The 25078-nt window shown below is 73.4% G+C and carries 21 protein-coding genes; 11 read left to right on the forward strand and 10 right to left on the reverse strand.

Annotated features, from left to right (window positions below; genetic code table 11):
* Positions 1–26 precede the first annotated feature (26 nt).
* Entirely contained in the window at positions 27–2297 is a 2271-nt protein-coding gene (locus ADK52_RS05175; RefSeq protein WP_053688592.1) for an FdhF/YdeP family oxidoreductase, read from the reverse strand.
* A 133-nt stretch (positions 2298–2430) separates the two neighbouring features.
* Here ADK52_RS05175 and polA point away from each other — a divergent pair, with 133 nt between their 5' ends.
* Positions 2431–5151, forward strand: coding sequence for a DNA polymerase I (gene polA / locus ADK52_RS05180; protein WP_053688593.1), 2721 nt, complete (start codon positions 2431–2433; stop codon positions 5149–5151).
* A gap of 27 nt (positions 5152–5178) precedes the next feature.
* On the opposite strand, the gene ADK52_RS05185 is transcribed toward polA, so the two are convergent.
* Positions 5179–6033, reverse strand: a complete 855-nt coding sequence (locus ADK52_RS05185) for a DUF4184 family protein (protein WP_053688594.1) — start codon at positions 6031–6033, stop codon at positions 5179–5181.
* A 165-nt stretch (positions 6034–6198) separates the two neighbouring features.
* On the opposite strand from ADK52_RS05185, the gene ADK52_RS05190 reads away from it, so the two are divergent.
* On the forward strand, positions 6199–7401 hold the full coding sequence (locus ADK52_RS05190; RefSeq protein ID WP_053688595.1) for a lytic transglycosylase domain-containing protein: 1203 nt from the start codon (positions 6199–6201) through the stop codon (positions 7399–7401).
* A 69-nt stretch (positions 7402–7470) separates the two neighbouring features.
* On the opposite strand, the gene ADK52_RS43375 is transcribed toward ADK52_RS05190, so the two are convergent.
* Positions 7471–8463: a hypothetical protein gene (locus ADK52_RS43375; RefSeq protein WP_159045844.1), complete on the reverse strand. Its 993-nt coding sequence runs from the start codon at positions 8461–8463 to the stop codon at positions 7471–7473.
* A gap of 223 nt (positions 8464–8686) precedes the next feature.
* Here ADK52_RS43375 and ADK52_RS41145 point away from each other — a divergent pair, with 223 nt between their 5' ends.
* Positions 8687–8827, forward strand: coding sequence for an SPW_0924 family protein (locus ADK52_RS41145; protein ID WP_107089976.1), 141 nt, complete (start codon positions 8687–8689; stop codon positions 8825–8827).
* Between the two features lie 13 nt (positions 8828–8840).
* Entirely contained in the window at positions 8841–9842 is a 1002-nt protein-coding gene (locus ADK52_RS05200; RefSeq protein ID WP_053688597.1) for a DUF3068 domain-containing protein, read from the forward strand.
* On the opposite strand, the gene hrpB is transcribed toward ADK52_RS05200, so the two are convergent.
* Positions 9826–12456, reverse strand: coding sequence for an ATP-dependent helicase HrpB (hrpB, locus tag ADK52_RS05205; RefSeq protein ID WP_053688598.1), 2631 nt, complete (start codon positions 12454–12456; stop codon positions 9826–9828). The two genes, ADK52_RS05200 and hrpB, sit on opposite strands and share 17 nt — an antisense overlap.
* 1 nt (position 12457) lies before the next feature.
* Positions 12458–13327, reverse strand: coding sequence for a class I SAM-dependent methyltransferase (locus ADK52_RS05210; RefSeq protein ID WP_053688599.1), 870 nt, complete (start codon positions 13325–13327; stop codon positions 12458–12460).
* Between the two features lie 368 nt (positions 13328–13695).
* On the opposite strand from ADK52_RS05210, the gene rpsA reads away from it, so the two are divergent.
* The 4 genes from rpsA to ADK52_RS05230 all read left to right on the forward strand — a co-directional run bounded on the left by rpsA (position 13696) and on the right by ADK52_RS05230 (position 17503).
* Positions 13696–15204, forward strand: a complete 1509-nt coding sequence (gene rpsA / locus ADK52_RS05215) for a 30S ribosomal protein S1 (RefSeq protein WP_030160280.1) — start codon at positions 13696–13698, stop codon at positions 15202–15204.
* A 198-nt stretch (positions 15205–15402) separates the two neighbouring features.
* Positions 15403–16341 (forward strand): PAC2 family protein, encoded by a 939-nt coding sequence (locus ADK52_RS05220; RefSeq protein WP_053688663.1) that lies wholly within the window; start codon positions 15403–15405, stop codon positions 16339–16341.
* 70 nt (positions 16342–16411) lie between these two features.
* Positions 16412–17029 (forward strand): dephospho-CoA kinase, encoded by a 618-nt coding sequence (coaE, locus tag ADK52_RS05225; RefSeq protein ID WP_053688600.1) that lies wholly within the window; start codon positions 16412–16414, stop codon positions 17027–17029.
* A gap of 66 nt (positions 17030–17095) precedes the next feature.
* The gene (locus ADK52_RS05230; protein WP_234318316.1) at positions 17096–17503 is read left to right on the forward strand and encodes a tetratricopeptide repeat protein; all 408 of its coding nucleotides are present in this window, start codon (positions 17096–17098) and stop codon (positions 17501–17503) included.
* A gap of 31 nt (positions 17504–17534) precedes the next feature.
* Here the strand turns inward: ADK52_RS05230 and ADK52_RS05235 are convergent, their stop codons facing one another.
* Positions 17535–17795: a DUF6343 family protein gene (locus ADK52_RS05235; RefSeq protein WP_053688664.1), complete on the reverse strand. Its 261-nt coding sequence runs from the start codon at positions 17793–17795 to the stop codon at positions 17535–17537.
* A 46-nt stretch (positions 17796–17841) separates the two neighbouring features.
* Positions 17842–18399, reverse strand: a complete 558-nt coding sequence (locus ADK52_RS05240; RefSeq protein ID WP_053688601.1) for a hypothetical protein — start codon at positions 18397–18399, stop codon at positions 17842–17844.
* A gap of 267 nt (positions 18400–18666) precedes the next feature.
* Here ADK52_RS05240 and ADK52_RS05245 point away from each other — a divergent pair, with 267 nt between their 5' ends.
* Both ADK52_RS05245 and ADK52_RS05250 read left to right on the forward strand, forming a co-directional pair.
* Positions 18667–21543, forward strand: a complete 2877-nt coding sequence (locus tag ADK52_RS05245; protein WP_053688602.1) for a DEAD/DEAH box helicase — start codon at positions 18667–18669, stop codon at positions 21541–21543.
* Positions 21540–22745, forward strand: a complete 1206-nt coding sequence (locus ADK52_RS05250) for an SWIM zinc finger family protein (RefSeq protein WP_053688603.1) — start codon at positions 21540–21542, stop codon at positions 22743–22745. Before ADK52_RS05245 ends, ADK52_RS05250 begins: the two co-directional genes overlap by 4 nt.
* Here the strand turns inward: ADK52_RS05250 and ADK52_RS05255 are convergent.
* Positions 22726–23274, reverse strand: a complete 549-nt coding sequence (locus ADK52_RS05255; RefSeq protein ID WP_053688604.1) for a hypothetical protein — start codon at positions 23272–23274, stop codon at positions 22726–22728. The genes ADK52_RS05250 and ADK52_RS05255 overlap by 20 nt on opposite strands.
* A gap of 163 nt (positions 23275–23437) precedes the next feature.
* Between ADK52_RS05255 and ADK52_RS44740 the strand changes: the two genes are divergently transcribed.
* Positions 23438–24091 carry a chaplin gene (locus tag ADK52_RS44740; RefSeq protein ID WP_053688665.1) on the forward strand — a complete coding sequence of 218 codons (654 nt, stop codon included), beginning with the start codon at positions 23438–23440 and terminating at the stop codon, positions 24089–24091.
* Between the two features lie 7 nt (positions 24092–24098).
* Here the strand turns inward: ADK52_RS44740 and ADK52_RS05265 are convergent, their stop codons facing one another.
* Positions 24099–24329 (reverse strand): hypothetical protein, encoded by a 231-nt coding sequence (locus ADK52_RS05265; RefSeq protein ID WP_053688605.1) that lies wholly within the window; start codon positions 24327–24329, stop codon positions 24099–24101.
* Entirely contained in the window at positions 24313–25017 is a 705-nt protein-coding gene (locus tag ADK52_RS05270; RefSeq protein ID WP_053688606.1) for a DUF2293 domain-containing protein, read from the reverse strand. The genes ADK52_RS05265 and ADK52_RS05270 overlap by 17 nt, the downstream gene beginning before the upstream one ends.
* Positions 25018–25078: the final 61 nt, after the last annotated feature.

The raw sequence follows: 25078 nt of genomic DNA on the forward strand, positions 1-25078 counted from the left end.
AACCATCTTGTCCTGAGGTCGTTCTATCAGGCCGGTTCGAAGCGCACGACGACGGACTTGCTCGCGGGGGTGTTGCTGGTGTCCGCGGTGGAATCGAGCGGGACCAGCACGTTCGTCTCGGGGTAGTACGCGGCCGCGCAGCCGCGGGCGGTCGGGTAGTGCACGACGCGGAAACCGGGCGCGCGCCGCTCGACGCCGTCCCTCCACTCGCTGACCAGGTCCGCGTACGAGCCGTCCGCGAGCCCCAGCTCCGCCGCGTCCTCGGGGTGGACCATGACGACGCGGCGGCCGCCGGTGATCCCGCGGTAGCGGTCGTCGAGGCCGTAGATGGTGGTGTTGTACTGGTCGTGGCTGCGCAGGGTCTGCAGGAGCAGCCGGCCCTCGGGGACCTTCGGGTACTCGACGGGCGCGGCGGTGAAGTTCGCCTTGCCGGTCTTGGTGGGGAAGCGGCGCTCGTCGCGCGGGGCGTGCGGGAGGCGGAAGCCCTCGGGGCGGGCCGCGCGGGCGTTGAAGTCCTCGAAGCCGGGGATCACCCGGGAGATCCGCTCGCGGATGGCCGCGTAGTCCCGCTCGAACTCCTCCCACGGGGTGGCGGAGGCGGCGCCGAGGACGGCGCGGGCCATGCGGGCGACGATCGCGGGCTCGGAGAGCAGGTGCGGGGAGGCCGGGGGGAGGTTGCCGCGGGAGGCGTGGACCATGCCCATCGAGTCCTCGACGGTGACGAACTGCTTGCCGGAGGCCTGGACGTCCTTGTCGGTACGGCCGAGGGTGGGCAGGATCAGGGCGCGCCGGCCGGTCACCGCGTGGGAGCGGTTGAGCTTCGTGGAGACGTGGACGGTCAGCGAGGCGCGGCGGATCGCGGCCTCGGTGACGTCGGTGTCGGGGGTGGCGCCGACGAAGTTGCCGCCCATGGCGAAGAGGACCTTGGCCTTGCCGTCGCGCAGGGCCTCGATGGAGCGGACGACGTCGTAGCCGTGGCCGCGCGGCGAGGTGATCTGAAATTCGCGGTCGAGTGAGTCGAGGAAGGCGGGCGCGGGACGTTCGAAGATCCCCATGGTGCGGTCGCCCTGGACGTTGGAGTGGCCGCGGACGGGGCAGACGCCGGCGCCGGGGCGGCCGATGTTGCCGCGCAGCAGGAGCAGGTTGACGACCTCGCGGATGGTGGCGACGGAGTGCTTGTGCTGGGTGAGGCCCATGGCCCAGCAGACGATGGTGCGCTCCGAGGCCAGGATCATGGCCAGCGCCCGCTCGATCTCGGGGCGGGTGAGGCCGGTCGCGGTGAGGGTCCCGGCCCAGTCGGCCTCCGCGGCGGCGGCCGCCAGCTCCTCGTAGCCGTGGGTGTGCTCGCGGATGAAGGCCTCGTCCGTGGCGCCCCCGGTCTCGATGACGAGCTTGTTGAGGAGGCGGAAGAGGGCCTGGTCGCCGCCGATGCGGATCTGGAGGAAGAGGTCGTTGAGGGCGGTGCCCTTGAGCATGCCGATCGGGGTCTGGGGGTTCTTGAACCGCTCCAGGCCGGCCTCGGGCAGCGGGTTCACCGAGATGATCTTCGCGCCGGCGGACTTGGCCTTCTCCAGGGCGGAGAGCATGCGCGGGTGGTTGGTGCCCGGGTTCTGTCCGGCGACGATGATCAGGTCGGCCTGGTGGAGGTCTTCGAGGGAGACGCTGCCCTTGCCGATGCCGATGGTCTCGTTCAGCGCGGAACCCGAGGACTCGTGGCACATGTTGGAGCAGTCGGGCAGGTTGTTGGTGCCGAACTCGCGGGCGAAGAGCTGGAAGAGGAACGCGGCCTCGTTGCTGGTGCGGCCCGAGGTGTAGAAGAGGGCCTCGTCGGGGGAGTCGAGGGCGCGCAGCTCCTCGGCGATGATCTCGAAGGCCCGCTCCCAGGAGACGGCCTGGTACCGGTCGGCGCCTTCGGGCAGGTACATCGGCTCGGTGATGCGGCCCTGCTGCCCCAGCCAGTACCCGGAGCGGTCGGCGAGGTCGGCCAGGGAGTGCTCGGCGAAGAAGTCCGGGGTGACCCGGCGCAGCGTGGCCTCCTCGGCGACGGCCTTGGCACCGTTCTCGCAGAACTCGGCGGTGTGCCGCTTGTCTCCCTCGGGCCAGGCGCAGCCCGGGCAGTCGAAGCCGTCCTTCTGGTTGACCTTGAGCAGGGTGCGTGCGGTACGGGCGACGCCCATCTGCTGCTGCGCTATCCGCAGGGTGTGCCCGATCGCGGGCAGGCCGGCGGCGGCACGCTTGGGGGGCGCCACCTGCGGCGCGTGCTGTGCGGGATCACCTGCGGGCGGCTTGGCGGCCATGTCGCTCCCCTTTGAGCAGTCGAGCATCGCGGCGTCGGCCGCTGTGGGTATTCGCGTAGACGTCCGATCCTGTCACGCCCTGCGGACATCTCCGACGCCGGAATTGTCAGCGGGGCCGCCTAGGATCGGGGGCGTGGCAGAGAACGCATCGAAGAAGACCGACCAGACGACCGCAGCGGACCGCCCCCGCCTGATGCTCATGGACGGGCACTCCCTGGCGTACCGGGCGTTCTTCGCGCTGCCCGCGGAGAACTTCACGACGGCGACCGGGCAGCCGACGAACGCCATCTACGGCTTCGCGTCGATGCTGGCGAACACGCTGCGCGACGAGGCGCCCACGCACTTCGCGGTGGCGTTCGACGTCTCGCGCAAGACGTGGCGCTCGACGGAGTTCCCCGAGTACAAGGCGAACCGCTCCAAGACCCCCGACGAGTTCAAGGGGCAGGTCGAGCTGATCGGCGAGCTCCTGGACGCGATGAAGGTGCCGCGGTTCGCCGTCGACGGCTTCGAGGCCGACGACGTGATCGCCACGCTGGCGACGCAGGCGGAGGCCCTCGGCTTCGAGGTCCTGATCGTCACGGGCGACCGGGACTCCTTCCAGCTCGTCTCCGAGCACACCACCGTGCTGTACCCGACCAAGGGCGTCTCCGAGCTGACCCGGTTCACCCCGGAGAAGGTCGAGGAGAAGTACGGGCTCACCCCGCAGCAGTACCCGGACTTCGCGGCGCTGCGCGGCGACCCGTCGGACAACCTGCCCGGCATCCCGGGCGTCGGCGAGAAGACCGCCGCGAAGTGGATCACCCAGTTCGGGTCGTTCGCGGAGCTGGTCGAGCGCGCCGAGGAGGTCAAGGGCAAGGCCGGGCAGAACTTCAGGGACCACCTGGAGTCCGTCAAGCTGAACCGGATCCTGACCGAGATGGTCAAGGACGTCGAGCTGCCCAAGGCCGCGGGCGACCTGGCCCGTGTGCCGTACGACCGCTCCGCCGTCACGGGCGTGCTGGACGTGCTGGAGATCCGCAACGCCTCGCTGCGCGAGCGGCTGCTGGCGGTGGACCCGGGCGCCGCCGAGGAGCCCGCCCCGGCTCCGGCCGCCGGCGTGGAGCTGGACGCGAGCGTGCTGGGCGCGGGCGAGCTGGCGCCGTGGCTGGCGGCCCGCGCCGGCGAGCCGCTCGGCATCTCCACCGTGGACAGCTGGGCGCTGGGCCAGGGCAATGTGAGCGAGATCGCGCTGGCCGCGGCCGGCGGGGCCGCCGCCTGGTTCGAGCCGTCCGAGCTGGACGAGGCCGACGAGCGGGCCTTCGCGGCCTGGGCCGCCGATGCCGCGAAGCCCAAGGTGGTGCACAACGCCAAGGGCCTGATGCGGGTCTTCCCCGAGCACGGCTGGAGCCTGGCCGGCGTCACCATGGACACCGCGCTCGCCGCGTACCTGGTCAAGCCGGGCCGCCGCTCCTTCGCGCTGGACGTGCTGTCCAACGAATACCTGCACCGCGAGCTCCAGCCCGCCGCGGCCGACGGCCAGCTCGCCTTCGGCGCCGACGAGACCGCCGAGGCGGAGGCGCTGATGGCGCAGGCCCGCGCCGTCCTCGACCTCGGCGAGGCCTTCACCGGCAAGCTCGCCGAGGTCGGCGCCGCCGAGCTGCTCCACGACATGGAGCTGCCCACCTCGGAACTGCTGGCCCGGATGGAGCGGGCGGGCATCGCCGCCGACCGCGACCACCTGGAGGCCATGGAGCAGCAGTTCGCCGGAGCCGTGCAGCAGGCGGTGAAGGAGGCGCACGCGGCGGTCGGGCACGAGTTCAACCTCGGCTCGCCCAAGCAGCTCCAGGAGGTCTTCTTCGGCGAGCTGGACCTGCCGAAGACGAAGAAGACCAAGACCGGCTACACCACGGACGCGGACGCGCTGGCCTGGCTGGCCACGCAGACCGACCACGAACTGCCGGTGATCATGCTGCGCCACCGGGAGCAGGCCAAGCTGCGCGTCACCGTCGAGGGCCTCGTCAAGACGATCGCCGCCGACGGCCGGGTGCACACCAGCTTCAGTCAGACGGTCGCCGCGACCGGACGCCTGTCCTCCACCGACCCCAACCTGCAGAACGTGCCGGTGCGCACCGACGAGGGCCGGGCCATCCGCCGCGGCTTCGTCGTCGGCGAGGGCTTCGAATCCCTCATGACCGCGGACTACAGCCAGATCGAGCTGCGCGTCATGGCGCACCTCTCCGAGGACGAGGGCCTGATCGAGGCGTTCCTGTCCGGCGAGGACCTGCACACCACCGTCGCCTCCCAGGTGTTCGGCGTGGAGCGCTCCGAGGTCGACGCCGAGATGCGGCGCAAGATCAAGGCGATGTCGTACGGGCTCGCGTACGGGCTCTCCGCCTTCGGTCTGGCCCAGCAGCTGAACATCGAGCCCGCCGAGGCGCGCGGTCTGATGGAGACCTTCTTCGAGCGGTTCGGCGGGGTCCGGGACTACCTGGGCCGCGTGGTCGAGGAGGCCCGGGCCACCGGCTACACGGCGACGGTCTTCGGCCGCCGCCGCTACCTGCCCGACCTCAACAGCGACAACCGCCAGCGCCGCGAGGCCGCCGAGCGGATGGCGCTGAACGCCCCGATCCAGGGCACCGCGGCCGACATCGTCAAGGTGGCCATGCTGCGCGTGGACAAGGCGATCACCGAGGCCGGCCTGAAGTCGCGGATGCTGCTCCAGGTCCACGACGAAATCGTGCTGGAGATCGCCCCGGGCGAGCGGAAGAAGGTCGAGGAGCTGGTGCGCCGCGAGATGGGCGCCGCCGTGGAGCTCCGCGCCCCGCTGGACGTGTCGGTGGGCGTCGGCGCCGACTGGGAGTCGGCCGCGCACTGAGGCAGGATCGCCGGACGCCCGTCCCCGCTATGCGGCGGGGACGGGCGTCCGCGTTTCCTCGTCCGTACGGGACGACGGCTCGCGGCGGTGCAGGAACCGTACGAGGACCCCGTACAGCAGCAGGCCCACGGCGAGCCCGCCGCCCGCGCCGAAGCAGACGGTCGGGATGATGTCGAGCGGGGTGCGGATCCGGTCGAAGAACGTGAAGAAGCGCAGCACGCGCAGCGTCACCCCGACGGCCACGCACAGCGCGACCAGCGCGACCGCGCCCAGCAGCTCCGCCCGCCCGAGCACCGGTACGGCCGCGGGGGCGGGGGAGTCGGGCAGCCGCCGCACGGCGGTCGCCGTGAACCAGAGCAGGGCGCAGGCGGCGACCGCCGAGGTCCCGTACTGCACGTACGTATAGAGGGGGAGCCCGTTCGCGAAGGGCTCGCCGAGCACGGGCAGCGCGTCCGTCCCCCACCGGTGCGGGTGCGTGAAGCTGTCCCAGACCACGTGCGTGAGGGAGCCGATGACGGCGCAGACGTAGAACCACAGCGCGACCGGGACCGGGCCGCGGCTGCGCCAGTCCTCTCCCCGTACGAAGGCGTGCATCCGGCCCTGGCGGCGGCGCGGCAGGAGCGCGACCAGCGGTTCGCGCAGCAGCAGCCAGCAGGCCGCGAGTACGGCGGTCAGCACGGCGTCCGCGGTGAACACCCCGGGCAGCGAGTGCGCGAGCGCGCCGTACTGCCAGACGCCCGGGACGACGGCGTCCGCGAAGTAGAAGGTGTCGGGCGCGAACGACCCGAGGACGAGCGCCGACGCGACCAGCGGTCCGCGGGCTCGGCCCGTCCTGCGGACGGCCGGCAGGACGGCGGCCGCGTGGCTGAGGGTGAACGGCATGACATCTCTTCCTTACTTCGGGCCAATGCGCCCCGAACGGTCCCGGTCAGTATGCGTGAGCCGCCCGGCAGGTGGGGAAGTGGTGAATTCCGGGCGCCGATCGGTGCAGGTTGAAGGGAGTTGACGTAAGGTCACGCCGACGTCGAGGGGGAGGGGACCCGGCTCATGTCGGCTCGGATCGGAAGCAGGCTGCGCAGGGGTGGGGCCGCGGTCCTGGTCTGCGCGCTCGTCGCCGCAGCGCTCACGGCGTCCCAAGCCCCGCCGGGGGAGCGAATATCCGCGGCGGACACCGAGAACGCCCCGCCCGTGCAGCCGTCCCAGCCGTCCGCATCCGGCGGGGACTCCGAGTTCCTCACCGAACTCCCGCCCCCGGCGGCCGGGCTGCCGCAGGAGGCCCCGGCCGCGCAGCCGCCCCAGCCGGCCGGCGAGGCGGTGGCGCCGCACAACGAACCGGTGGCCATGGGCGGCGGGGAAGGCGCGCAGGGCGTCCCGGCGACGGTCCTGGCGGCGTACCGGCTGGCCGAGCAGAAGGTGGGGCAGACCGACCCCGGCTGCGGACTGCGCTGGCAACTGCTCGCGGCGATCGGCAAGGTCGAGTCCGGGCAGGCCCGCGGCGGCCGCGTGGACGGCGCCGGAACCACGCTGCGGCCGATCCTGGGCCCCGTACTCGACGGCAACGGCTTCGCGAACATCCGGGACACGGACGGCGGGGAGTACGACGGGGACGCCGCGTACGACCGGGCGGTCGGCCCGATGCAGTTCATCCCGTCCACCTGGGCGGCCTGGGGCCAGGACGCGGACGGCGACGGCCGCCGCAACCCGAACAACGTGTACGACGCCGCCCTGGCGGCCGGCCGCTACCTCTGCGCGGGCACCCGTGACCTGCGCGTACCCGCTGACCTGGACCGCGCGGTGCTCTCGTACAACCAGTCCGCGGAGTACCTGCGGACGGTGAAGTCCTGGTTCACGTACTACCTCCAGGGCACGCACGAGGTCCCGAACGCGGGCGCGGACCAGCCCCCGGTGCCGCCCAAGCCGACGCCGAAGCCGAGCCCGACGCCCACGCCGTCCCCGAGCCCGACGCCGACGCCGACGCCGGTGCCGACGCCCACCCCGTCCCCGACGCCGGACCCGAAACCCACCCCGACACCGACGCCCACACCCACCCCCACGCCGACCCCGACTCCGACTCCGAGTCCCACGCCGACTCCGAGCCCCACACCGACTCCGAGTCCGACGCCCACTCCGACTCCGACTCCGACGGCGAGCGCGCGGCCGACCCCTGCGCCCACCCCGAGCCCCACGGCCACGCGCAAGGCGTCCCCGGGTGCTTCACCGGCCCCCAGCAGCGGGACCAAGGCTACGTAGCCAGGGCGCGCTCGCCCGACGGCCCGACGGAGAACCGTCGGGCCGTCGGGCGTGGGCGGTCGGCGCCGGTTACGGCGCCGGGACGAGCAACTCCGCGGTGAGTCGCGGAGCCACGGCCGTGCTCAGGGCTCCGAACTCGACCCGTGAGGTGGCTGGGTTGCCGGTGGTTTGGCGGACGCTGAGCGAGATTCGGTCGCCCACGGCCAACCGCAGGATCGCGGACGCGGACTGCGAGGCGTGTCCGGTGCCCGGGAGGTCCGCAGTGTCCTGCTCGTCGAGCGCGCGTCCGACGTCGTTGACGTCGAGTGTCAGGGCCCGAGTCCCCGTCGGATTAGGGGTGTACCCCAGGAGGATCTGTCCCGTGACCAGGTAGCGCCCCGCTGTGTTGACCACCAGGGCCGAGTTCATCGCGTCGAACGTCATGCCCGTGTTGTAGACGGCGCTGTTGAACTGGATCCGCGTGAGGGTGTCGTCCGGGATGGTCTGATCGCTGTTGCTCTGGATGCTCGCGCCGACGTCGATCGTGGGGCCGGGCGGGCCGCTGGGACCAGGGGGGCCACTGGGACCGGCCGGGCCACTGGGACCAGGGAGACCACTGGGACCGGCCGGGCCGCTGGGGCCGACCGTACCCGGTTGTCCTGGCGGGCCGCTGGGTCCCGGAAGGCCGGGCGGCCCACTGGGACCGGCCGGGCCGCTGGGGCCGACCGTACCCGGTTGTCCTGGCGGGCCGCTCGGTCCCGGAAGGCCGGGCGGGCCGGGGTCCCCGGGCGGGCCGCTGGGGCCGGGGGGACCCTTCGGGCCGCCCCGCGGGTCCTGGCGCGGGTCCTTCCGGCAGTCCGCCCGCTCCTTGCCCGTACGGGGGTCCTTCCCGCACTTTCCGCCGCCGCCAGCGGGGCCGTACGCGCTCACCCGCCCGCCCGCGTCCTGGGCCGCCAGTGCGTTCGGCACGGTCAGCCCGGCCGCCAGGAGCAGCGCGAGCGGGGCGATCGCGCCGCCGGCCATCCATCGGGAGCGACGGGTGCGCGGATCCGGTCGCGCCCCCGTCGTCTTCTCGGTACTCATCTGCGTGCTCCTCGACTCCGGGGGGAACTCCACTGAGATGCCAGGGGGAGCTTGACCCTTGGGATCCCGGAAGACGTCACGTTGCGTCACAACACGCCTGACCATAGGTAATTCGGACCAACGCCACCCCGTGATCCGGGGTCCAGACGGTTCTCATCTCCGCCCCGCGTTGCTACGGTGCGGGCTCCGCCCTGACGTCCCATCAGATTCCGGAGGCCCCGGCATGCGCGCACTCCTCGCCGCCGCCATCGGGCTTGCCGCCGCGCTGGCCCTCGTGTTCGCCATCACGGCGTTCGGGGCGCCCGAAGGCAAGACCTCGCCCAAGCCCCTGCTCACCACCGCGCCCAGCGCGCCCGGACAGTAGAGGAGGCCCGGCCTTGAGACGTACCGCCAGCCTCGTCCTGCTCGCCTTCGCCGTGTTCCTCGCCGCCCTCGCACCGCTGCTGCGCTGGTACGCGTACCCCAGGCTCGCCAAGATCCCGCCGAGCCAGTACCAGGAGATGGTCCTGGAGGCGAAGGACGCGACCCTCCTCGACTACACCGCCGGCATGCAGCCCAAGAAGGTGGACAAGGTCACCATCGTCCAGACCCTGAAGGGCAACGTCGAGGCGTCGAAGGAGATCGAGGCGAGCGCCGGCAAGGACGTCGTCGTCTGGGACACCCTCACCTACATCATGGGCCCGGACGGGAAGATGGTCTCCCAGATCCCCGAGCGCTACGTCTTCGACGCCCACAGCCAGGACCCGGTGCACGCCACCGGCGAGATGGTCGACGGCGACCCGGTCAAACGCGAGGGCATCGAGTTCAAGTGGCCGTTCTTCACCGAGCCGCGCGACTACCTCTACTTCGACGCGCAGACCCGCACCGCCTCGCCCATCCATTACGTCGGCCCGCGCACGTACCGGGGGATGGACGTCTACTACTACGAGCAGACCCTGCCGTGGACCAAGGTCGCCCTGCCGAAGAAGATGCCGATCGAGGGCATCGACCCGAAGACCTTCGAGCAGAGCACCGGCACCAGCCTCTGGTACCAGGCCAAGGCGATGTTCTGGGTCGACCCCGTGACCGGGGCGCCCGTCAACGCCGAGCAGGTCATCGAGCAGGAGATGCGCGGCGGCATCGCGGCCGGCGCGCCCGACGGCAGGCTCACCGTCTTCGCCGGGCACGTGAAGATGCGCGAGGACTACGCCGCCTACACCGTCGACCTGGTCACGTCGAACCGCACGAAGGTCCTCGCCCTGCACACGTACGCCCCGATCGGACTGGCGGCCGGCGCCCTCGTCCTGCTCGGGCTGGCGCTGTGGCTGGAGGCCCGCGGCCGCCGCGGCGGGGCGGCGGACGGGGAGGGGCTCACCACGAGGCTCACTGCTGTCGCCTGAGCCGGGCGTTCGTGTGCCGGGTGGGCTCGGCGGTCGCCGGATCCTCCGGCCAGGGGTGCTTGGGGTAGCGGCCGCGGAGCTCGGCGCGCACCGCGCGGTAGCCGCCCTGCCAGAAGGAGGCCAGGTCGGCGGTGACGGCGGCGGGCCGTCCGGCCGGGGACAGCAGGTGCACCAGTACGGGCACCCCGGCCACCTTCGGGGTCTCGGCCAGCCCGAACAGCTCCTGCAGCTTCACGGCGAGGACCGGCTGCCCGTGCTCGGCGGAGTAGTCCACCCGGATCCGGGAGCCGCTGGGCACCTCGATCCGCTCCGGGGCCAGCTCGTCGAGACGGGCGGCCTCACCGGTGGCCCAGGGCAGCAGCCGGTTCAGCGCCTGCCCGGCGTCGATCCGCCCGAGATCGGCGCGGCGCCGGGCCCGGGACAGCTCGGGCTCCAGCCAGTCGTCGGCGCGCTCCAGCAGGGCTTCGTCGTCCTGTACGTCGGGCCAGCCGCCGCCGAGCGTGCGGTGCAGGAAGCCGAGCCGGTCCCGGAGCGCCCGCGCGTCGGCGCTCCAGCGCAGCAGGCCGAGCCCGTCGTCGCGCAGGCCGTCGAGCAGGGCGGCCCGGACGAGCTCCGGGTCGGGGTTCTTGAGCGGGCGGACGGCCAGCGCGATCGCCCCGAGCCGCTCGGCGGCGCGGGCGACGAGGTCGCCGTCCTCCCAGCGGACCTCCTCGCCGGAGGTGAGCAGGTGCCGGGCCGCGCCGCGGGCGGTGTCCTCGTCGATGACGGCGGCCAGCCGGACCCGGGCGGAGGCGGAATGCGGCCCCCGGTCGGCGACGGCGACGGCCACCCACGGCGCACTGCGCAGCGCCGACCCGTCGGCGAGCTCGGCTCCCGTGCCGTTGGCCATGAGGAAGGCGCCCTGGCCCTTGGCCTTGGCGACGCGCTCCGGGAACGCGAGGGCCGCGACGAGCCCGGCGGCGTCGTCGGAAAGCGCTTCTTCCCCCGCCCCGCCCCTTCCCGAAACCGGGCTCTGCCCGGACCCGGCCCTCAAACGCCGGGCGGGCTGCACAGCAGGCGCAGCCCCCGAAGGGGTCCGGGGCGAAGCCCCGGTTTCGGCTGCGCCCGCTGCGCGTTCCAGCCGCTTGGCCTCCGCCCGCCAGCGCGCGGCGTACGCGTCGCCGCCCGCGCGGGCCCGACGCCAGGCGGCGGCGAGGTCGTCCCCGTACTCCCGCGGCGGCTCCTCGCTCAGCAGGGCGACGATCTCCGCCGCCCGGCGGGGGCCCAGCGCGGCGGAGCCGTCCAGCAGGGCGCGGGCCATGCGCGGGTGCAGCCCGAGCCGGGCCATCCGCTGACCGCGCGGGGTGACCCGGCCCGCCGGATCCACCGCGCCCACCGCGGCCAGCACCTCCCGCGCCGCGGCCATCGCCCCGGCCGGCGGCGGGTCAAGCAGAGCCAGCCCGGACGCGTCCGGATCGCCCCAGCACGCCGCCTGGAGCGCGAACTGCGCCAGGTCCGCGATCCGGATCTCGGGGGAGGGGAACGCCGGGAGGCGGCCGTCCTCCGCCTGCGACCAGCAGCGGTACACCGCCCCCGGCGCCTCGCGCCCGGCCCGGCCCGCCCGCTGGCGCCCGGCCGCGCGGGACGCCCGTACGGTCGCCAGCGCGCCCAGCCCCCGCGCGTGGTCCACCCGGGGTTCGCGGGCCAGTCCGCAGTCCACGACCACCCGTACCCCCGGCACGGTCAGGCTGGACTCCGCCACCGCGGTGGAGAGGATCACCCGGCGGCGCGACTGGGCGGACAGCGCCGCGTCCTGCACCGCCGCCGGGGCGCGTCCGTGGAGCTGGAGGACCTCCGCCTCCACTCCGGCCAGCTGCCCGGCCACCCGGGCGATCTCCCCGACGCCCGGGAGGAAGCACAGCACGTCACCGGAACGCTCCGCCAGCGCCCGCCGCACCACCGAGGCCACGTGCGCGAGCTGCGCGGGGTCCACCCGCATGCCGTGCGGGGGCCGCACCGGCCGGGGCGGCGGGGCCCAGACCGTCTCCACCGGGTACGAGACCCCCGCGGCCTCCACCACCGGCGCGCCCCCGGGACGCCCTTGGCCGAGGACGTGCGCCCAGCCCGCGGCATCGGTCGTCGCCGAAGCCGCCACGAGCCGCAGCTCCGGGCGCAGGGTTTCCCGTACGTCCAGCAGGAACGCGGCGACGGTGTCCGCGTCGAGGTGCCGCTCGTGGCACTCGTCCAGGACCACCACGTCGACCCCGGCGAGCTCCTGGTCCCGCTGGAGCCGCTGGAGCAGTACGCCGGTGGTCACGACCTCGACCACCGTGTCCGGCCCCGCCACCCGCTCGCCGCGCACCGTGAAGCCCACCGAGCCGCCGGCCTGCTCGCCCAGCAGCCAGGCCATCCGCCGCGCCGCCGCCCGGGCGGCGATCCGCCGGGGCTCGGCGACGATCACCTTGCGGCGCGGCCCACCCCCCACCAGCCCCGCCAGCACCAGCGGCACCAGCGTGGTCTTGCCGGTGCCGGGCGGCGCGCAGAGCACCGCCGTGCCGTGGGCGTCCAGCGCGGAGACCAGCGCGGGCAGGGCCTCCCGTACGGGAAGGGCGTCGAGGTCGGCGGTACGGATCACGTCAGGGGCGCTCGCAGACGAAGATCGCGGTGCCGGGGATCAGGTTGCCGCGCAGCGGGGACCAGCCGCCCCACTCCTGGGTGTTCCACGCGGGCCACTCCGGCTCCACGAGGTCGACCAGGCGGAACCCGCCCGCCACCACGTCCCGGACCCGGTCTCCGAGGGTGCGGTGGTGCTCCACGTAGACGGCGCGGCCCTGCTCGTCCTGCTCGACGTACGGGGTCCGGTCGAAGTAGGAGGCGGCGATCGACAGCCCCTCCGGGCCGGGCTCGTCGGGGAAGGCCCAGCGGATGGGGTGGGTGACGGAGAAGACCCAGCGGCCGCCGGGGCGCAGGACGCGGTGCACCTCGCGCATGACGTTCACGGGGTCGGCGACGAAGGGGACGGCCCCGTAGGCGGAACAGGCCAGGTCGAAGGAGCCGTCGCGGAAGGGCAGCCTTCCGGCGTCGGCCTCGACGAGGGGGATGCCGTCGCCGATGCGCAGGGCGTGCTGGAGCTGGCGGTGGGAGAGGTCGAGGGCGACGGGGCGGGCGCCCCGGGCGGCCAGCCAGCGCGAGCACTGGGCGGCGCCGGCGCCGATCTCCAGGACGTCCTTGTCCTTCAGGGAGTCCGCGGGGCCGAGCAGCGCGGCGTCCGCCTCGTCGAGGCCCTCCGGCCCCCAGACGAAGCGGTCGTCGCCGAGGAAGGCCCCGTGCTCGCTCTGGTACTCGTCGGCGTTGCGGTCCCACCAGCCCCGGCTGGCCCGGCTGCTCTCCGCGTCGTCGGCGTCACGCCGGGTGGCCTCCGCGTCGTCGTCGGCGTCCTCGCCGGCACCGTGGCCGGGGCCATCGGCTTCGTACGCTTCTTCGGGGGCGTAGTCCTCTTGGTTCATGGGGCCCGTCGTCGTAGTCTGCGGAAAGAGTCGGAAAGAGTCGTAACAAGGCAGGGAAGGGCCATCAGCGCCCGCCCGCCCACGAATTGTGCCGGTTATGCGGTGATCCGCCCGGGGTGTGCGCCTTCGCGCATTGACCCTGCCCGGCTGCCCCCGTATGCTACAAGTTGCGCTGCGAGCCTGTGCTCCTCAGACCTAGCAGGCTGCGCTTGCATCTGTTGATGTCCCCTCGGTTTTCGAGGCCCTGACCCGCTTCACGGCGGAGTAGGGGCTTCCTTGGCTGTCCGGCTTCTTCGGCAGATGCCGATAAGGGCTCCCGGCGTAGCAGTACCTACGACTTTCTGTCCGTAACCGGAGCCCTTTCCCACATGACGAGCAGCACCGAGACCACCTCTACCACCCCGCAGGTAGCGGTCAACGACATCGGTAACGAGGAAGCCTTCCTCGCCGCGATCGACGAGACGATCAAGTACTTCAACGACGGCGACATCGTCGACGGCGTCATCGTGAAGGTCGACCGGGACGAGGTCCTGCTCGACATCGGTTACAAGACCGAAGGCGTGATCCCGAGCCGTGAGCTCTCGATCAAGCACGACGTCGACCCGAACGAGGTCGTCAAGGTCGGCGACGAGATCGAGGCCCTGGTTCTCCAGAAGGAGGACAAGGAAGGCCGTCTGATCCTGTCCAAGAAGCGCGCCCAGTACGAGCGCGCCTGGGGCACGATCGAGAAGATCAAGGAAGAAGACGGCATCGTCACCGGTACCGTCATCGAGGTCGTCAAGGGTGGTCTCATCCTCGACATCGGCCTCCGCGGCTTCCTGCCGGCCTCCCTCGTCGAGATGCGCCGCGTCCGCGACCTCCAGCCCTACGTGGGCAAGGAGCTCGAGGCGAAGATCATCGAGCTGGACAAGAACCGCAACAACGTGGTCCTGTCCCGCCGTGCCTGGCTGGAGCAGACCCAGTCCGAGGTCCGCCAGACGTTCCTCACCACCCTGCAGAAGGGTCAGGTCCGCTCCGGCGTCGTTTCCTCGATCGTCAACTTCGGTGCCTTCGTGGACCTGGGTGGCGTCGACGGTCTCGTCCACGTCTCCGAGCTGTCCTGGAAGCACATCGACCACCCGTCCGAGGTTGTCGAGGTCGGCCAGGAAGTCACCGTCGAGGTCCTCGACGTGGACATGGACCGCGAGCGTGTCTCCCTGTCGCTGAAGGCGACGCAGGAGGACCCGTGGCAGCAGTTCGCCCGTACGCACCAGATCGGTCAGGTCGTCCCGGGTAAGGTCACCAAGCTGGTTCCGTTCGGTGCGTTCGTCCGCGTGGACGAGGGCATCGAGGGTCTGGTCCACATCTCCGAGCTGGCCGAGCGCCACGTGGAGATCCCGGAGCAGGTCGTCCAGGTCAACGACGAGATCTTCGTCAAGGTCATCGACATCGACCTCGAGCGTCGCCGGATCTCGCTGTCCCTGAAGCAGGCCAACGAGTCCTTCGGTGCCGACCCGGCGTCGGTCGAGTTCGACCCGACCCTGTACGGCATGGCCGCGTCCTACGACGACCAGGGCAACTACATCTACCCCGAGGGCTTCGACCCCGAGACCAACGACTGGCTCGAGGGCTTCGACACCCAGCGCGAGACGTGGGAGCGCCAGTACGCCGAGGCGCAGGTCCGCTTCGAGCAGCACCAGGCCCAGGTCATCAAGAGCCGCGAGGCCGACGAGGCCGCTGCTGCCGAGGGCGCTGCCGCCCCGGCCGCCAGTGGCAACGCCGGTGCGGGCATCTCGGGTGGTTCCTACTCCTCGGAGTCGGACGAGACCTCGGGCGCCCTGGCCTCCGACGAGGCCCTGGCCGCGCTCCGCGAGAAGCTGGCCGGCGGCCAGAGCTGATCGCAGCGCATCGCACCTCGGTGTGAGCCGTAGCCAAGAAGCCGAGCGGAGCTGAGAAGCCGAGCAGAGCCGAACGACAAGGCCCGTCCCCTCAGGGGGGCGGGCCTTGTTGCATTCCTGTGAAAGGCGCCAACTGGGGAATGGAGCAGCCGCCTTGCACGTTGTGGGCAACGTAGGCGGCGAGGAGGAGTGGTGACGGTGCTTGATCCACAGGGTTTGTACGAATGGGATGCCAAGGGCCTGGCAGTGGCGGATCTGGCGCTCGCCCAGGACTCGGCCGGGCTGGTCATGCTCTACCACTTCGAGGGGTACATCGACGCGGGTGAGGCCGGGGAGCAGATCGTCGAGCGACTGCTCGACACGCTGCCCCACCAGGTCGTGGCCCGGTTCGACGCGGACCGCCTGGTCGACTACCGCGCCCGGCGCCCGCTGCTGACGTTCCAGCGCGACCACTGGACCGAGTTCGAGGAACCGCGCCTTGAGGTGCGCCTCGTCCAGGACGCCACGGGCGCCCCGTTCCTGCTGCTCTCCGGCCCCGAGCCGGACGTGGAGTGGGAGCGCTTCGCCGTGGCCGTCCGGCAGATCGTCGAGCGCCTCGGCGTCCGGCTCTCGGTCAACTTCCACGGCATCCCCATGGGCGTCCCGCACACCCGGCCCGTCGGGATCACCCCGCACGGCAACCGGACCGACCTCATGCCGGGCCACCGCAGCCCGTTCGACGAGGCGCAGGTGCCGGGCAGCGCGGAGTCCCTCGTGGAGTTCCGCCTCGGCCAGGCCGGGCACGACGTGCTGGGCGTCGCCGCGCACGTACCGCACTACGTGGCGCGCTCCGCCTACCCGGACGCCGCGCTGACGGCGCTGGAGGCGATCACGGCGGCGACCGGGCTGGTCCTGCCGGCGGTGGCGCACGCGCTGCGCACCGAGGCGCACCGTACGCAGACGGAGATCGACCGGCAGATCCGCGAGGGCGACGAGGAGCTGGTCTCCCTGGTCCAGGGGCTGGAGCACCAGTACGACGCGGCGGCCGGCGCCGAGACGCGGGGCAACATGATCGCGGAGCCGCAGGAGATCCCGTCGGCGGACGAGATCGGCCGCGAGTTCGAGCGGTTCCTCGCGGAGCGCGAGGGCGAGGGCTGAGGTCCTCGTCCCGGTCGGCCGGGGCGGGGGGCTGTACGGGGGCCTGGGCGCGGGGTCTAGTCTGCTGGGCATGTTGAAGGTTGGCCTGACAGGCGGAATCGGTGCCGGCAAGAGCGAGGTCTCGCGGCTGCTGGCGGGGTACGGGGCGGTCGTCGTGGACGCCGACCGCATCGCGCGGGAGGTCGTGGAGCCGGGCACGCCGGGGCTCGCGGCCGTCGTGGCGGCTTTCGGGGAGTCCGTGCTGACCGGCGAGGGGACGCTGGACCGGCCGAAGCTGGGCTCGATCGTGTTCGCCGACCCGGCGAAGCTGCGGACCCTCAATGCGATCGTGCACCCGCTGGTCGGGGCCCGGTCGGCCGAACTGGAGGCCGCTGCCGGGCCCGACGCGATCGTGGTGCACGACGTACCGCTGCTCGCTGAGAACGGCCTGGCGCCGCTGTACGACCTGGTGGTCGTGGTGGACGCGGCCCCCGAGACGCAGCTGGCCCGGCTGACCGCGCTGCGCGGGATGGCCGAGGACGAGGCGCGGGCCCGGATGGCCGCGCAGGCCGCGCGGGAGCAGCGGCTGGCGGTGGCCACCCTCGTGATCGACAACGACGGGCCGCTGGAGGCGCTGGAGCCGCAGGTGCGCAAGGTGTGGGCGGAGCTCAAGGAGCGGGAGGCGGCGGCGGGCGCTGCCGGTGCCTGACGTACGCAGGGAAGAGCAGGCGGGGCGCGGGGCGTTGAACGCCCCCGCAGAGGGAAGGAACCGACCGTGTCCGACACCACGCCGCCGTCCATACCGGCGCAGCCGCCTTCGCCGTCCGGGTCCTCGCCCGAGACGCACGTCATCGACTACCGGGCCGCCGAGCAGCTGCTGGCCGCGCGCGACCCGCGGGGCGCGGTGAAGCTGCTCGACTCGGTGATCGCCGCGCACCCGGAGAACACGGCGGCCCGGCTGCTGCGGGCGCGTGCGTTCTTCGCCGCCGCCCAACTGCGTCCGGCGGCGCTGGAGTTCGAGTTGGTGCTGGAGCGGGAGCCGGACAACGCCTTCGCGCACTTCGCCCTGGCCCGCACCCACGAGCGCTCCGGCCGTCCCGAGCAGGCGCGCAAGCACTTCCGCCTGGCGGCGGCGCTGGATCCCCGGCCCGACTACCTGGCGGCGGCCCGGTTCGAGGAGTAGCGGCGGCGAGTGGGGGGAGCGGCGGGCCGCGTCACCGCTGGTGCGGGGGCTCGTACGGGGGGACGTCCGGGCCCGGCTGGTAGTGGGGGCCCTGGTGGATGTGGTGGAGGACCACGGCCAGGTCGACGAGCGCGAGTACGGCGACCACCCCGCAGGCGGCCGCCCACCCGGGACGGCCGACCAGGGAGAACGCGGCGGTCCCGGCGGCGGCCCAGACGAACCCCCACAGGCTCAGCCAGAACCGCAGCCGCAGCGGACTGCGGGCGGTCACCGGCTCGTTTCCGGAACGCATGACCATCGCCTCAGCACCATGGTATGTCAGTTCATGTCATCGGATGTCATGGATTGAGGCGGTTCACGGCGGTCGTGGTTGTCCGCTTGAAGGCGGTGACGGGGGCGTCGCTCAGGTCGCCCATCTGGCCCCACCGGACGACGGTCACGGTGGAACCGTCGCGTCCGATGCCGAAGAGGTGCACGCCGGGTTCGGAGTCCGGGATCGAGGTGTGCACGCCGTAGACGTGGGCGCCCTCCTCGACGGGGAGGGCGCCGTAGTCCTTCGAGCCCGCCGTCCCGTCCGGGTGCTCCCGCAGCCAGTCGGCGGCGCAGGCGGCGACCTGCCGCTCCAGGTTCCGGGCCAGCCGGGCGGCAGCCGAGTCGGAGGAGGCCCGTACGGAGACCTGTACGGCGCCGGTGTCGAGGTCGGTACCGAACTGCCGGTGCCAGCTCCCGGCGGCCGGAAGGGCCCCGTCCAGGCAGAACGGCGCCGTTTCGGGCAGCCCCTTGGTGACCTTCCCGGCGTGCCAGGGCGAGGTGGGATGCGGCGGCAGGTCGGCGGCGCCGAGGAATCCGGGGGCGGTGAGCGCGAGCGCGATCACGGCGGCGAGGCCCTGGAGCATGGCGGTTTCTCCCCATGTGGCGGTGGTGCGGTGCTGTGAGCCGTCCCCACCCCGTGCCACCCCAAAACGCCTTTTTCCGGCCGTGGGGTCCGCCCCGCGCCGGCCGACCCCCGCAAGGGGGCCGCGGCCAGCGGCGCAGCGGGTCGGGAGCCGGCATCTGCCCAGCTCAGCCGCGTTGTCAGTGGCCGCACCTAGACTCGACGGCAGACGGGATCCGTCTGGTCCGACCACACCAGGGACCACGCCGAGGGGAGAGGAGACGACACCGTGACGCCGCAGCCGCACCAGCAGCCCGCGCAGGCCGCCGCCCTCCTGCGCCACGCCGCCGTCTTCCTCCCCGCCGCCGTCCCCCGCGAGGCCCGCATCGTCTTCTGGGCCCCCGACGGGGACGTCCTCCCCGAGCTCCCGGCCGCCACCCCGGCCCCGCTGGCCGTCGTGCGCCCCCACGGCCAGGGGATCCGCACCCGTACCGTCCCCGCCCTCGCCCTCTCCGTCGCCGACGCCCTCCCGATCCTCGCCCGAGCCCCCCGCAGTCCCGCCGCGCACCCCGCCACCCGTGCCTGGGGGACCGCCGCCCTCCACGCGCTCGGGCTCGCCGCCCGCGGCCGGCTCCTCCCCGGGGTCACCCCCGACGGGGTCGACGCCTGGCGGGCCGGCCCGCTCGACGCCGAGGACGTGGGCCACCTCCGCGCGGTGGCCGCCGCCCTCCCGTACGAGGGGTACGCCACCCCCCTGACCGGCCGGCGCCCCCTCCAGCTGCCCGAACCGGAGGCGCTGGTCCGGGCGTTCCTCGATGCCGTCGCCGACAGCCTGCCCCGTACCCCGGCCGCGCCGCTGGCCGCCGGGCGGCCCTTCGCCGCGCAGGAGCCCCAGCGGGTGCCCGGGATACAGGACTGGGCGGCGCAGGTCGCGGCCGGCGCCGATGCCGGCGTGGGGATCTCGCTGCGGCTCGACCTGTCCTCGTTCCGCCTCTTCGACGGGCCGGAGGACGCGGAGGGCACGGGGGACGTGGAGGGCGCGGAGGGCGCGGGCGCCCGCCGCGCCGGCGCCGCCGTCGTCCAGGTGCACAGCCTCGCCGACCCCACCCTCGTCACCGACGCCGGACTGCTGTGGGCCGGGGCGGCCGCCGCCGGGTTCGGGCCGCGCGCCCGGATCGACGCCGTACTGGCGCTGCGCCGGGCCGCCCGGGTCTGGCCGCCGCTGCTGCGGCTGCTGGACCAGCCGGTCCCCGATGTCCTCGCCCTCTCCGACCCGGAGCTCGAAGACCTCCTCGGCAGGGCCGCGAGCCGGCTGGCGGCCGCCGGGGTCCTGGTCCACTGGCCGCGCGAGCTGGCTCGTTCGCTGTCCGCGACCGCGGTCGTACGGTCCACCGCGCCCGGCTCCGCCACCGACGGCACCGCCTTCTTCGACGCCGGCCACCTCTTCGCCTTCTCCTGGGAGCTCGCGCTGGGCGGCGACCGGCTCACCCCGGGGGAGATGGACGCGCTGGCGCAGGCGCACCGGCCCGTGGTGCGGCTGCGGGACCAGTGGGTGCGGGTCGATCCCGAACTGGTGCGCAAGGCGCGCAAGCGGGAGCTGGGCCTGCTGGACCCGGTGGACGCGCTGACCGCCGTACTGACGGGGACGGCCGAGGTGGACGGGGAGCCGGTGGAGGCGGTTCCGGTGGGCGCGCTGGCCGCGCTGCGGGAGCGGCTGACCGGCGAACTGGCCCCGCTGCCGCAGCCCGTCGGGCTGAAGGCCACCCTGCGCGACTACCAGGCCCGCGGCCTGGCGTGGCTGGACCTCATGACCTCGCTCGGTCTCGGCGGCTGCCTCGCCGACGACATGGGCCTGGGCAAGACGGTCACGCTGATCGCGCTGCACCTGCACCGGGACCGCCCCGAGCCCACGCTCGTCGTCTGCCCCGCGTCGCTGCTGGGCAACTGGCAGCGGGAGATCGAGAAGTTCGCGCCCGGGGTCGCCGTGCGCCGCTTCCACGGCGGCAGCCGCAGCCTCGACGGGCTGGCGGGCGGATTCGTCCTCACCACGTACGGGACGATGCGCGCGAGCGCCGCCCGGCTGGCCGAGCAGCCCTGGGGCATGGTCGTCGCCGATGAGGCGCAGCACGTGAAGAACCCGCATTCGGCGACCGCGAAGGCGCTGCGCACGATCCCGGCGCCGGCCCGGGTGGCGCTGACCGGCACCCCGGTGGAGAACAACCTCTCCGAGCTGTGGGCGCTGCTCGACTGGACCACGCCCGGGCTGCTGGGCCCCCTGACGGCGTTCCGGGCCCGGCACGCCCGCCCGGTGGAGCACCAGCAGGAGGAGGACGGGGGCAACGAGGCGGCGGTGGCCCGGCTGGCCGCGCTCGTACGGCCGTTCCTGCTGCGGCGCAAGAAGTCCGACCCGGGGATCGCCCCCGAGCTGCCGCCGAAGACGGAGACCGACCATCCGGTCTCCCTCACGCGCGAGCAGGCCTCCCTCTACCAGGCCGCGGTGGAGGAGGCGATGGCCGTGATCGAGGCGAGCGAGGGCATCGAGCGGCGCGGCATGATCATGAAGCTGCTGGCCTCGCTCAAGCAGATCTGCAACCACCCCGCGCAGTACCTGAAGGAGGAACAGCCCCGGATCCCGAACCGCTCGGGCAAGCTGGCCCTGCTGGACGAGCTGCTGGACACGATCCTCGCGGAGGACGGCGCGGTGCTGGTCTTCACCCAGTACGTGACGATGGCCCGGATCATCGAGCGGCACCTGGCGGCCCGGGGCATCTCCCACCAGCTCCTGCACGGCGGGACGCCGGTGGCGCGCCGCGAGGAGCTCGTGGACCGCTTCCAGTCCGGCGAAGTCCCGGTCTTCCTGCTCTCGTTGAAGGCGGCGGGCACCGGGCTGAACCTCACACGGGCCGGCCATGTGATCCACTTCGACCGCTGGTGGAACCCGGCGGTGGAGGAGCAGGCCACCGACCGCGCGTACCGGATCGGCCAGACGCAGCCCGTCCAGGTCCACCGGATCATCGCCGAGGGCACCGTGGAGGACCGGATCGCCGAGATGCTGGAAGCCAAGCGGGCCCTGGCCGATGCCGTGCTCGGCTCGGGGGAGTCGGCGCTCACGGAGCTGACCGACCGCGAGCTGGCCGACCTCGTCTCCCTGCGGAGGCCGGCATGATCACCGCGCGGGACGACCGCCGCCGCACCTTCGAGACCGTGCCCGCCGGGGCGGAGGCCGTCAGCTGGTGGGGCCGGGCCTGGGTGTCGGCGCTCGAAGAGGTGTCCGGCGACCCGGCCCGCCTGGCCCGGGGCCGTGCGTACGCGGACGAGGGCCATGTCGACGCGGTCACGGTCACCCCGGGCCGGATCGTGGCCTACGTACGGGGCAGCCGCGCCCGCCCGTACCGCACCGAACTGGCCCTGAGCCCCTTCCCGGACGCCGAGTGGAGCGAACTCCTGGAGGCGGTGGCCGCGGACCCCACGGCCCTCGCGAGCCTGCTGGAGCGGGAGGTTCCGCAGTCCCTGGCGGGGACGGTCCTGCCCGGTGGGGGTGAGCTCGTCGCGCGCTGCTCCTGCCCGGACACCGCTCGGCCGCCCTGCAAGCACGCTGCGGCCCTCTGCTACCGGGCGGCCCGCCTCCTCGACGAGGACCCGTTCGTCCTGCTGCTCCTGCGCGGCCGGGGCGAGCGGGAGCTCCTCGACGAGCTGACCCGCCGCAACGCGGCCCACGCCGCCCGCGAACAGCCCGACGCCGCACCGGACTTCCCCGGGGTCCCGGCCCGCGCGGCCCTGGCCCGCAACAGCCTGCCGCCGCTGCCGGCCCCGCTGCCCGCGCCCGTAGCGGTGGGGCTCCCTCCCGCGTACCCGGCGGACCCGTCGGCCCCCGACCCGCTGGCCCTGGACCAGCTCGCCACGGACGCCGCGGCCCGCGCCTTCGCCCTGCTCACCACCGCCGAGGACCCGATCGCCGGTCTCACGCTCTGGCAGGACGCCGTCCGCCTTGCCTCCGCACACCACACGGCCGGCCTCACCGGCGCGGCCCGCACCCTCTACCGGGACCTGGCCCGCGCCACCGGCCGCACCACCACCGACCTGGCCCGCGCCGCCGCGGCCTGGCGCCAGGGCGGCCGGCCCGCGCTCGCCGCCCTCGAAGAGCCCTGGGACCCCCCGGCCGGCCCCTTCGACCGGGCCCGCCCCGCCCTCCTCGCCGCCTCCCGGGGCGCTTTCCGCCCCGAGCGCAACCGCCTCACCGCACACACCCGCCAGCTCCGCCTGGGCCGCGACGGCCTCTGGTACGCGTACGAGTCCCGCCCGGACACCGAGGACTGGTGGCCCACGGGCACCCCCTCGCCGGACCCCCTCACCGCCCTGAGCCACTGACCTCCGCCGCCCACCGCGTCAACGTGGTGAAGTCGCGGTCGCGCAGACCGTGGCGCGCGTGGATGGTGAGGAGGAGGGCCGGGGCGGGGTGGTGCGCCGCGATCCAGGCGCGGTCCTGCGGGGTGATCATGTCGTCGACCCAGGCGAAGGGACGGCCCGCGGCCCAGTCGAGGAGCGGGCGGGTCTTCCAGAAGAGACCGTCGGGGTCGTCGGCGAAGAGTTCCGGCCATTCGATGACGGGAAGATCGCCGGGGAGTCCGATGTGCGGGGCGATCATCGTGTTGGCCTGGTGCATCCAGGCGGTGGCCCACGTGAGTTCGAACGGCAGGGCCTGCAGACGGGCCCCGTGCGCGGGGTGCAGGCGGACCCGCAGACCGCGCCGGGCGCTGCGGGATTCGGGGTCCCGGTGGGACATCCAGTCCGCCGGACGCATCCGGTGACTCGTGTACCCGCGGAGCCCGGCGAGGCGGGACCGGAAGGGATTGAGGGGGCCGTCCACGTCGAGGAGCAGCAGCGGGCGTTCGGTCATGAAGTAGGCATTACCCAGTACACGATGGAGTGAAATGCCTACCGGCTCTATAACCCGAACGGGTTTACCGCGTTGTTTCCGGTGCGGGTGCAGCGCCCGCGAACTCCTCCGGAAGGCAGGGAAACTGATGCGTCACAGTCGTCGGAATGGCTTGATCGCGGCGGTGGTTGCGGGAGGTGGACTGGCGGTCGCGGGTGTCAGCGGATTCGCCTACGCCGACGCGGACGCGGGCGGGAAGGCCGAGCGTTCGCCGGGGCTGCTGTCCGGGAACCTGGTGCAACTGCCGGTGCACACCCCGGTGAACGTGTGCGGCAACACCGTGAGCGTGGTCGGTGTGCTCAACTCGGCCGCGGGCAACCGCTGTGCCAACACGGGAGGCGGCGGCGACGCGCATCCAGGGTCGGCGCTCTCGCATCCGTCGAAACCCGGGACGGCGGCCGGTACGGGGTCCCACTCGGGCGGGGGAGCCCATGCCGATGGGCGAGGAAAGGATTCGCCGGGGCTGCTGTCCGGCAACGGGATCCAGCTTCCGGTCGATGTCCCGGTCAACATCAGCGGCAACTCGGTGAACGTCGTCGGGCTCGGCAACGGCTCCACCGGCAACACCTCCGGCAACACCGACGAGCCCAGCGGCGGCAAGCCGCCGCAGCCGCCGGTCGTCGAGCCCCCCGTCACCCGGCCCGCGCCGCCGCCTCAGCCGCAGCACGGCCCGGCGCTCGCCCACACGGGGACCGACGGAGTCGGCTATCTGCTCCCGGGTGGCGGGGCGCTGCTGCTGGGCGGGGTGCTGCTGTACCGCCGCTTCCGCCTCGGCTAGTGCCGCATCAGGCAACGCTCGCCCGGTCGCCGTCATCTGGCACGTGTGCGGCTGCGGTCAGCCGGTTCGTGATCTCTTCGGCGGTCAGCACGAGCGCGAATCCTTTGCGCAGGACGGCGGGCTCCGGTTCCTGCCGGGACTCGTCGTCAGTGGCCGTGGCGTCGGATCCGACGACGGCCCCGTAGCCGCGTTCACCCGCGCCGCAGTCCCCTCGCCCGTTCTCAGCCCGGACGCTCATGCTGCGGAGCGTCCGCAGAGGGGGGCGGCAGCGGGGGCGCGGGTGTGCGCCAGGCGTCCAGGATCGCGTCGATCCGGGGTGCCAGCCGGGCCCGGGCCGCGAACCGCGGGACGCCCGCCATCAGCAGGGCGTCGTACTCGGTGTCGATGTGCCGCACCGCCGCCCGGACCGCCACCGACACCGCCTGTTCGTCGAGGGCCCGGCCGGCCGCCGTACGGCCCACCCGGCCGCTGCCGCGCAGCGAGGCGTGGGTGGCTATCGCCACCGCCCGATCGGCCGGGCACCCCGGGAACAGCCGCACGATCTCGGCGGCGAAGGCCGCCGTGAACCGGGTGTCCTGGGCGGCGCGGCGCAGCCGGTCGCGCTCCCGGCGGCGGGCCCGCGCCTCGGCGTCCGCGAGGCAGGCGCGCTCGGCGCGGGCCAGGGCGGGGTCCTCGACCAGGAGCCCCAGGCGCTCGTAGCGGCGACGCCGTTTGTTGAAGCGGACGACGACGGCCGAGAGCGAACTCGCCTCGCGGGCCCGCCGGGTGAGGGCGGCATCCCCGCGCGGCAGGTAGACCAGGTGCCCGAGGTCGGCGCAGTCCAGGCAGCGGGGCACGCCGGCCTCGCGGACCAGATGCCGGAGCGGCCCCTGGCGGCACTCCGCGCAGTGGATCTGCTTCAGCGACTCGAACACCACGAGGCTCATGACGAGGTGATACCGCTGTCCGGTCTGCTTATCACCTTGCCGAAAATGGCGGTTGAGGTTT

This window comes from Streptomyces sp. WM6372 (genome assembly GCF_001279655.1).
Taxonomy (GTDB): domain Bacteria; phylum Actinomycetota; class Actinomycetes; order Streptomycetales; family Streptomycetaceae; genus Streptomyces.

Coding starts and splice junctions, on each gene's coding strand:
- ADK52_RS41145 (WP_107089976.1), top strand. CDS start 8,687: ATGCGCGCACTCCTCGCCGCCGCCATCGGGCTTGCCGCCGCGCTGGCC.
- ADK52_RS05255 (WP_053688604.1), bottom strand. CDS start 23,274: ATGACCGAACGCCCGCTGCTGCTCCTCGACGTGGACGGCCCCCTCAAT.
- ADK52_RS05185 (WP_053688594.1), bottom strand. CDS start 6,033: ATGCCGTTCACCCTCAGCCACGCGGCCGCCGTCCTGCCGGCCGTCCGC.
- ADK52_RS05175 (WP_053688592.1), bottom strand. CDS start 2,297: ATGGCCGCCAAGCCGCCCGCAGGTGATCCCGCACAGCACGCGCCGCAG.
- ADK52_RS05190 (WP_053688595.1), top strand. CDS start 6,199: ATGTCGGCTCGGATCGGAAGCAGGCTGCGCAGGGGTGGGGCCGCGGTC.
- rpsA (WP_030160280.1), top strand. CDS start 13,696: ATGACGAGCAGCACCGAGACCACCTCTACCACCCCGCAGGTAGCGGTC.
- ADK52_RS05250 (WP_053688603.1), top strand. CDS start 21,540: ATGATCACCGCGCGGGACGACCGCCGCCGCACCTTCGAGACCGTGCCC.
- ADK52_RS05270 (WP_053688606.1), bottom strand. CDS start 25,017: ATGAGCCTCGTGGTGTTCGAGTCGCTGAAGCAGATCCACTGCGCGGAG.
- ADK52_RS05240 (WP_053688601.1), bottom strand. CDS start 18,399: ATGCTCCAGGGCCTCGCCGCCGTGATCGCGCTCGCGCTCACCGCCCCC.
- ADK52_RS05235 (WP_053688664.1), bottom strand. CDS start 17,795: ATGCGTTCCGGAAACGAGCCGGTGACCGCCCGCAGTCCGCTGCGGCTG.
- ADK52_RS05265 (WP_053688605.1), bottom strand. CDS start 24,329: ATGAGCGTCCGGGCTGAGAACGGGCGAGGGGACTGCGGCGCGGGTGAA.
- ADK52_RS43375 (WP_159045844.1), bottom strand. CDS start 8,463: ATGAGTACCGAGAAGACGACGGGGGCGCGACCGGATCCGCGCACCCGT.
- coaE (WP_053688600.1), top strand. CDS start 16,412: ATGTTGAAGGTTGGCCTGACAGGCGGAATCGGTGCCGGCAAGAGCGAG.
- ADK52_RS05210 (WP_053688599.1), bottom strand. CDS start 13,327: ATGAACCAAGAGGACTACGCCCCCGAAGAAGCGTACGAAGCCGATGGC.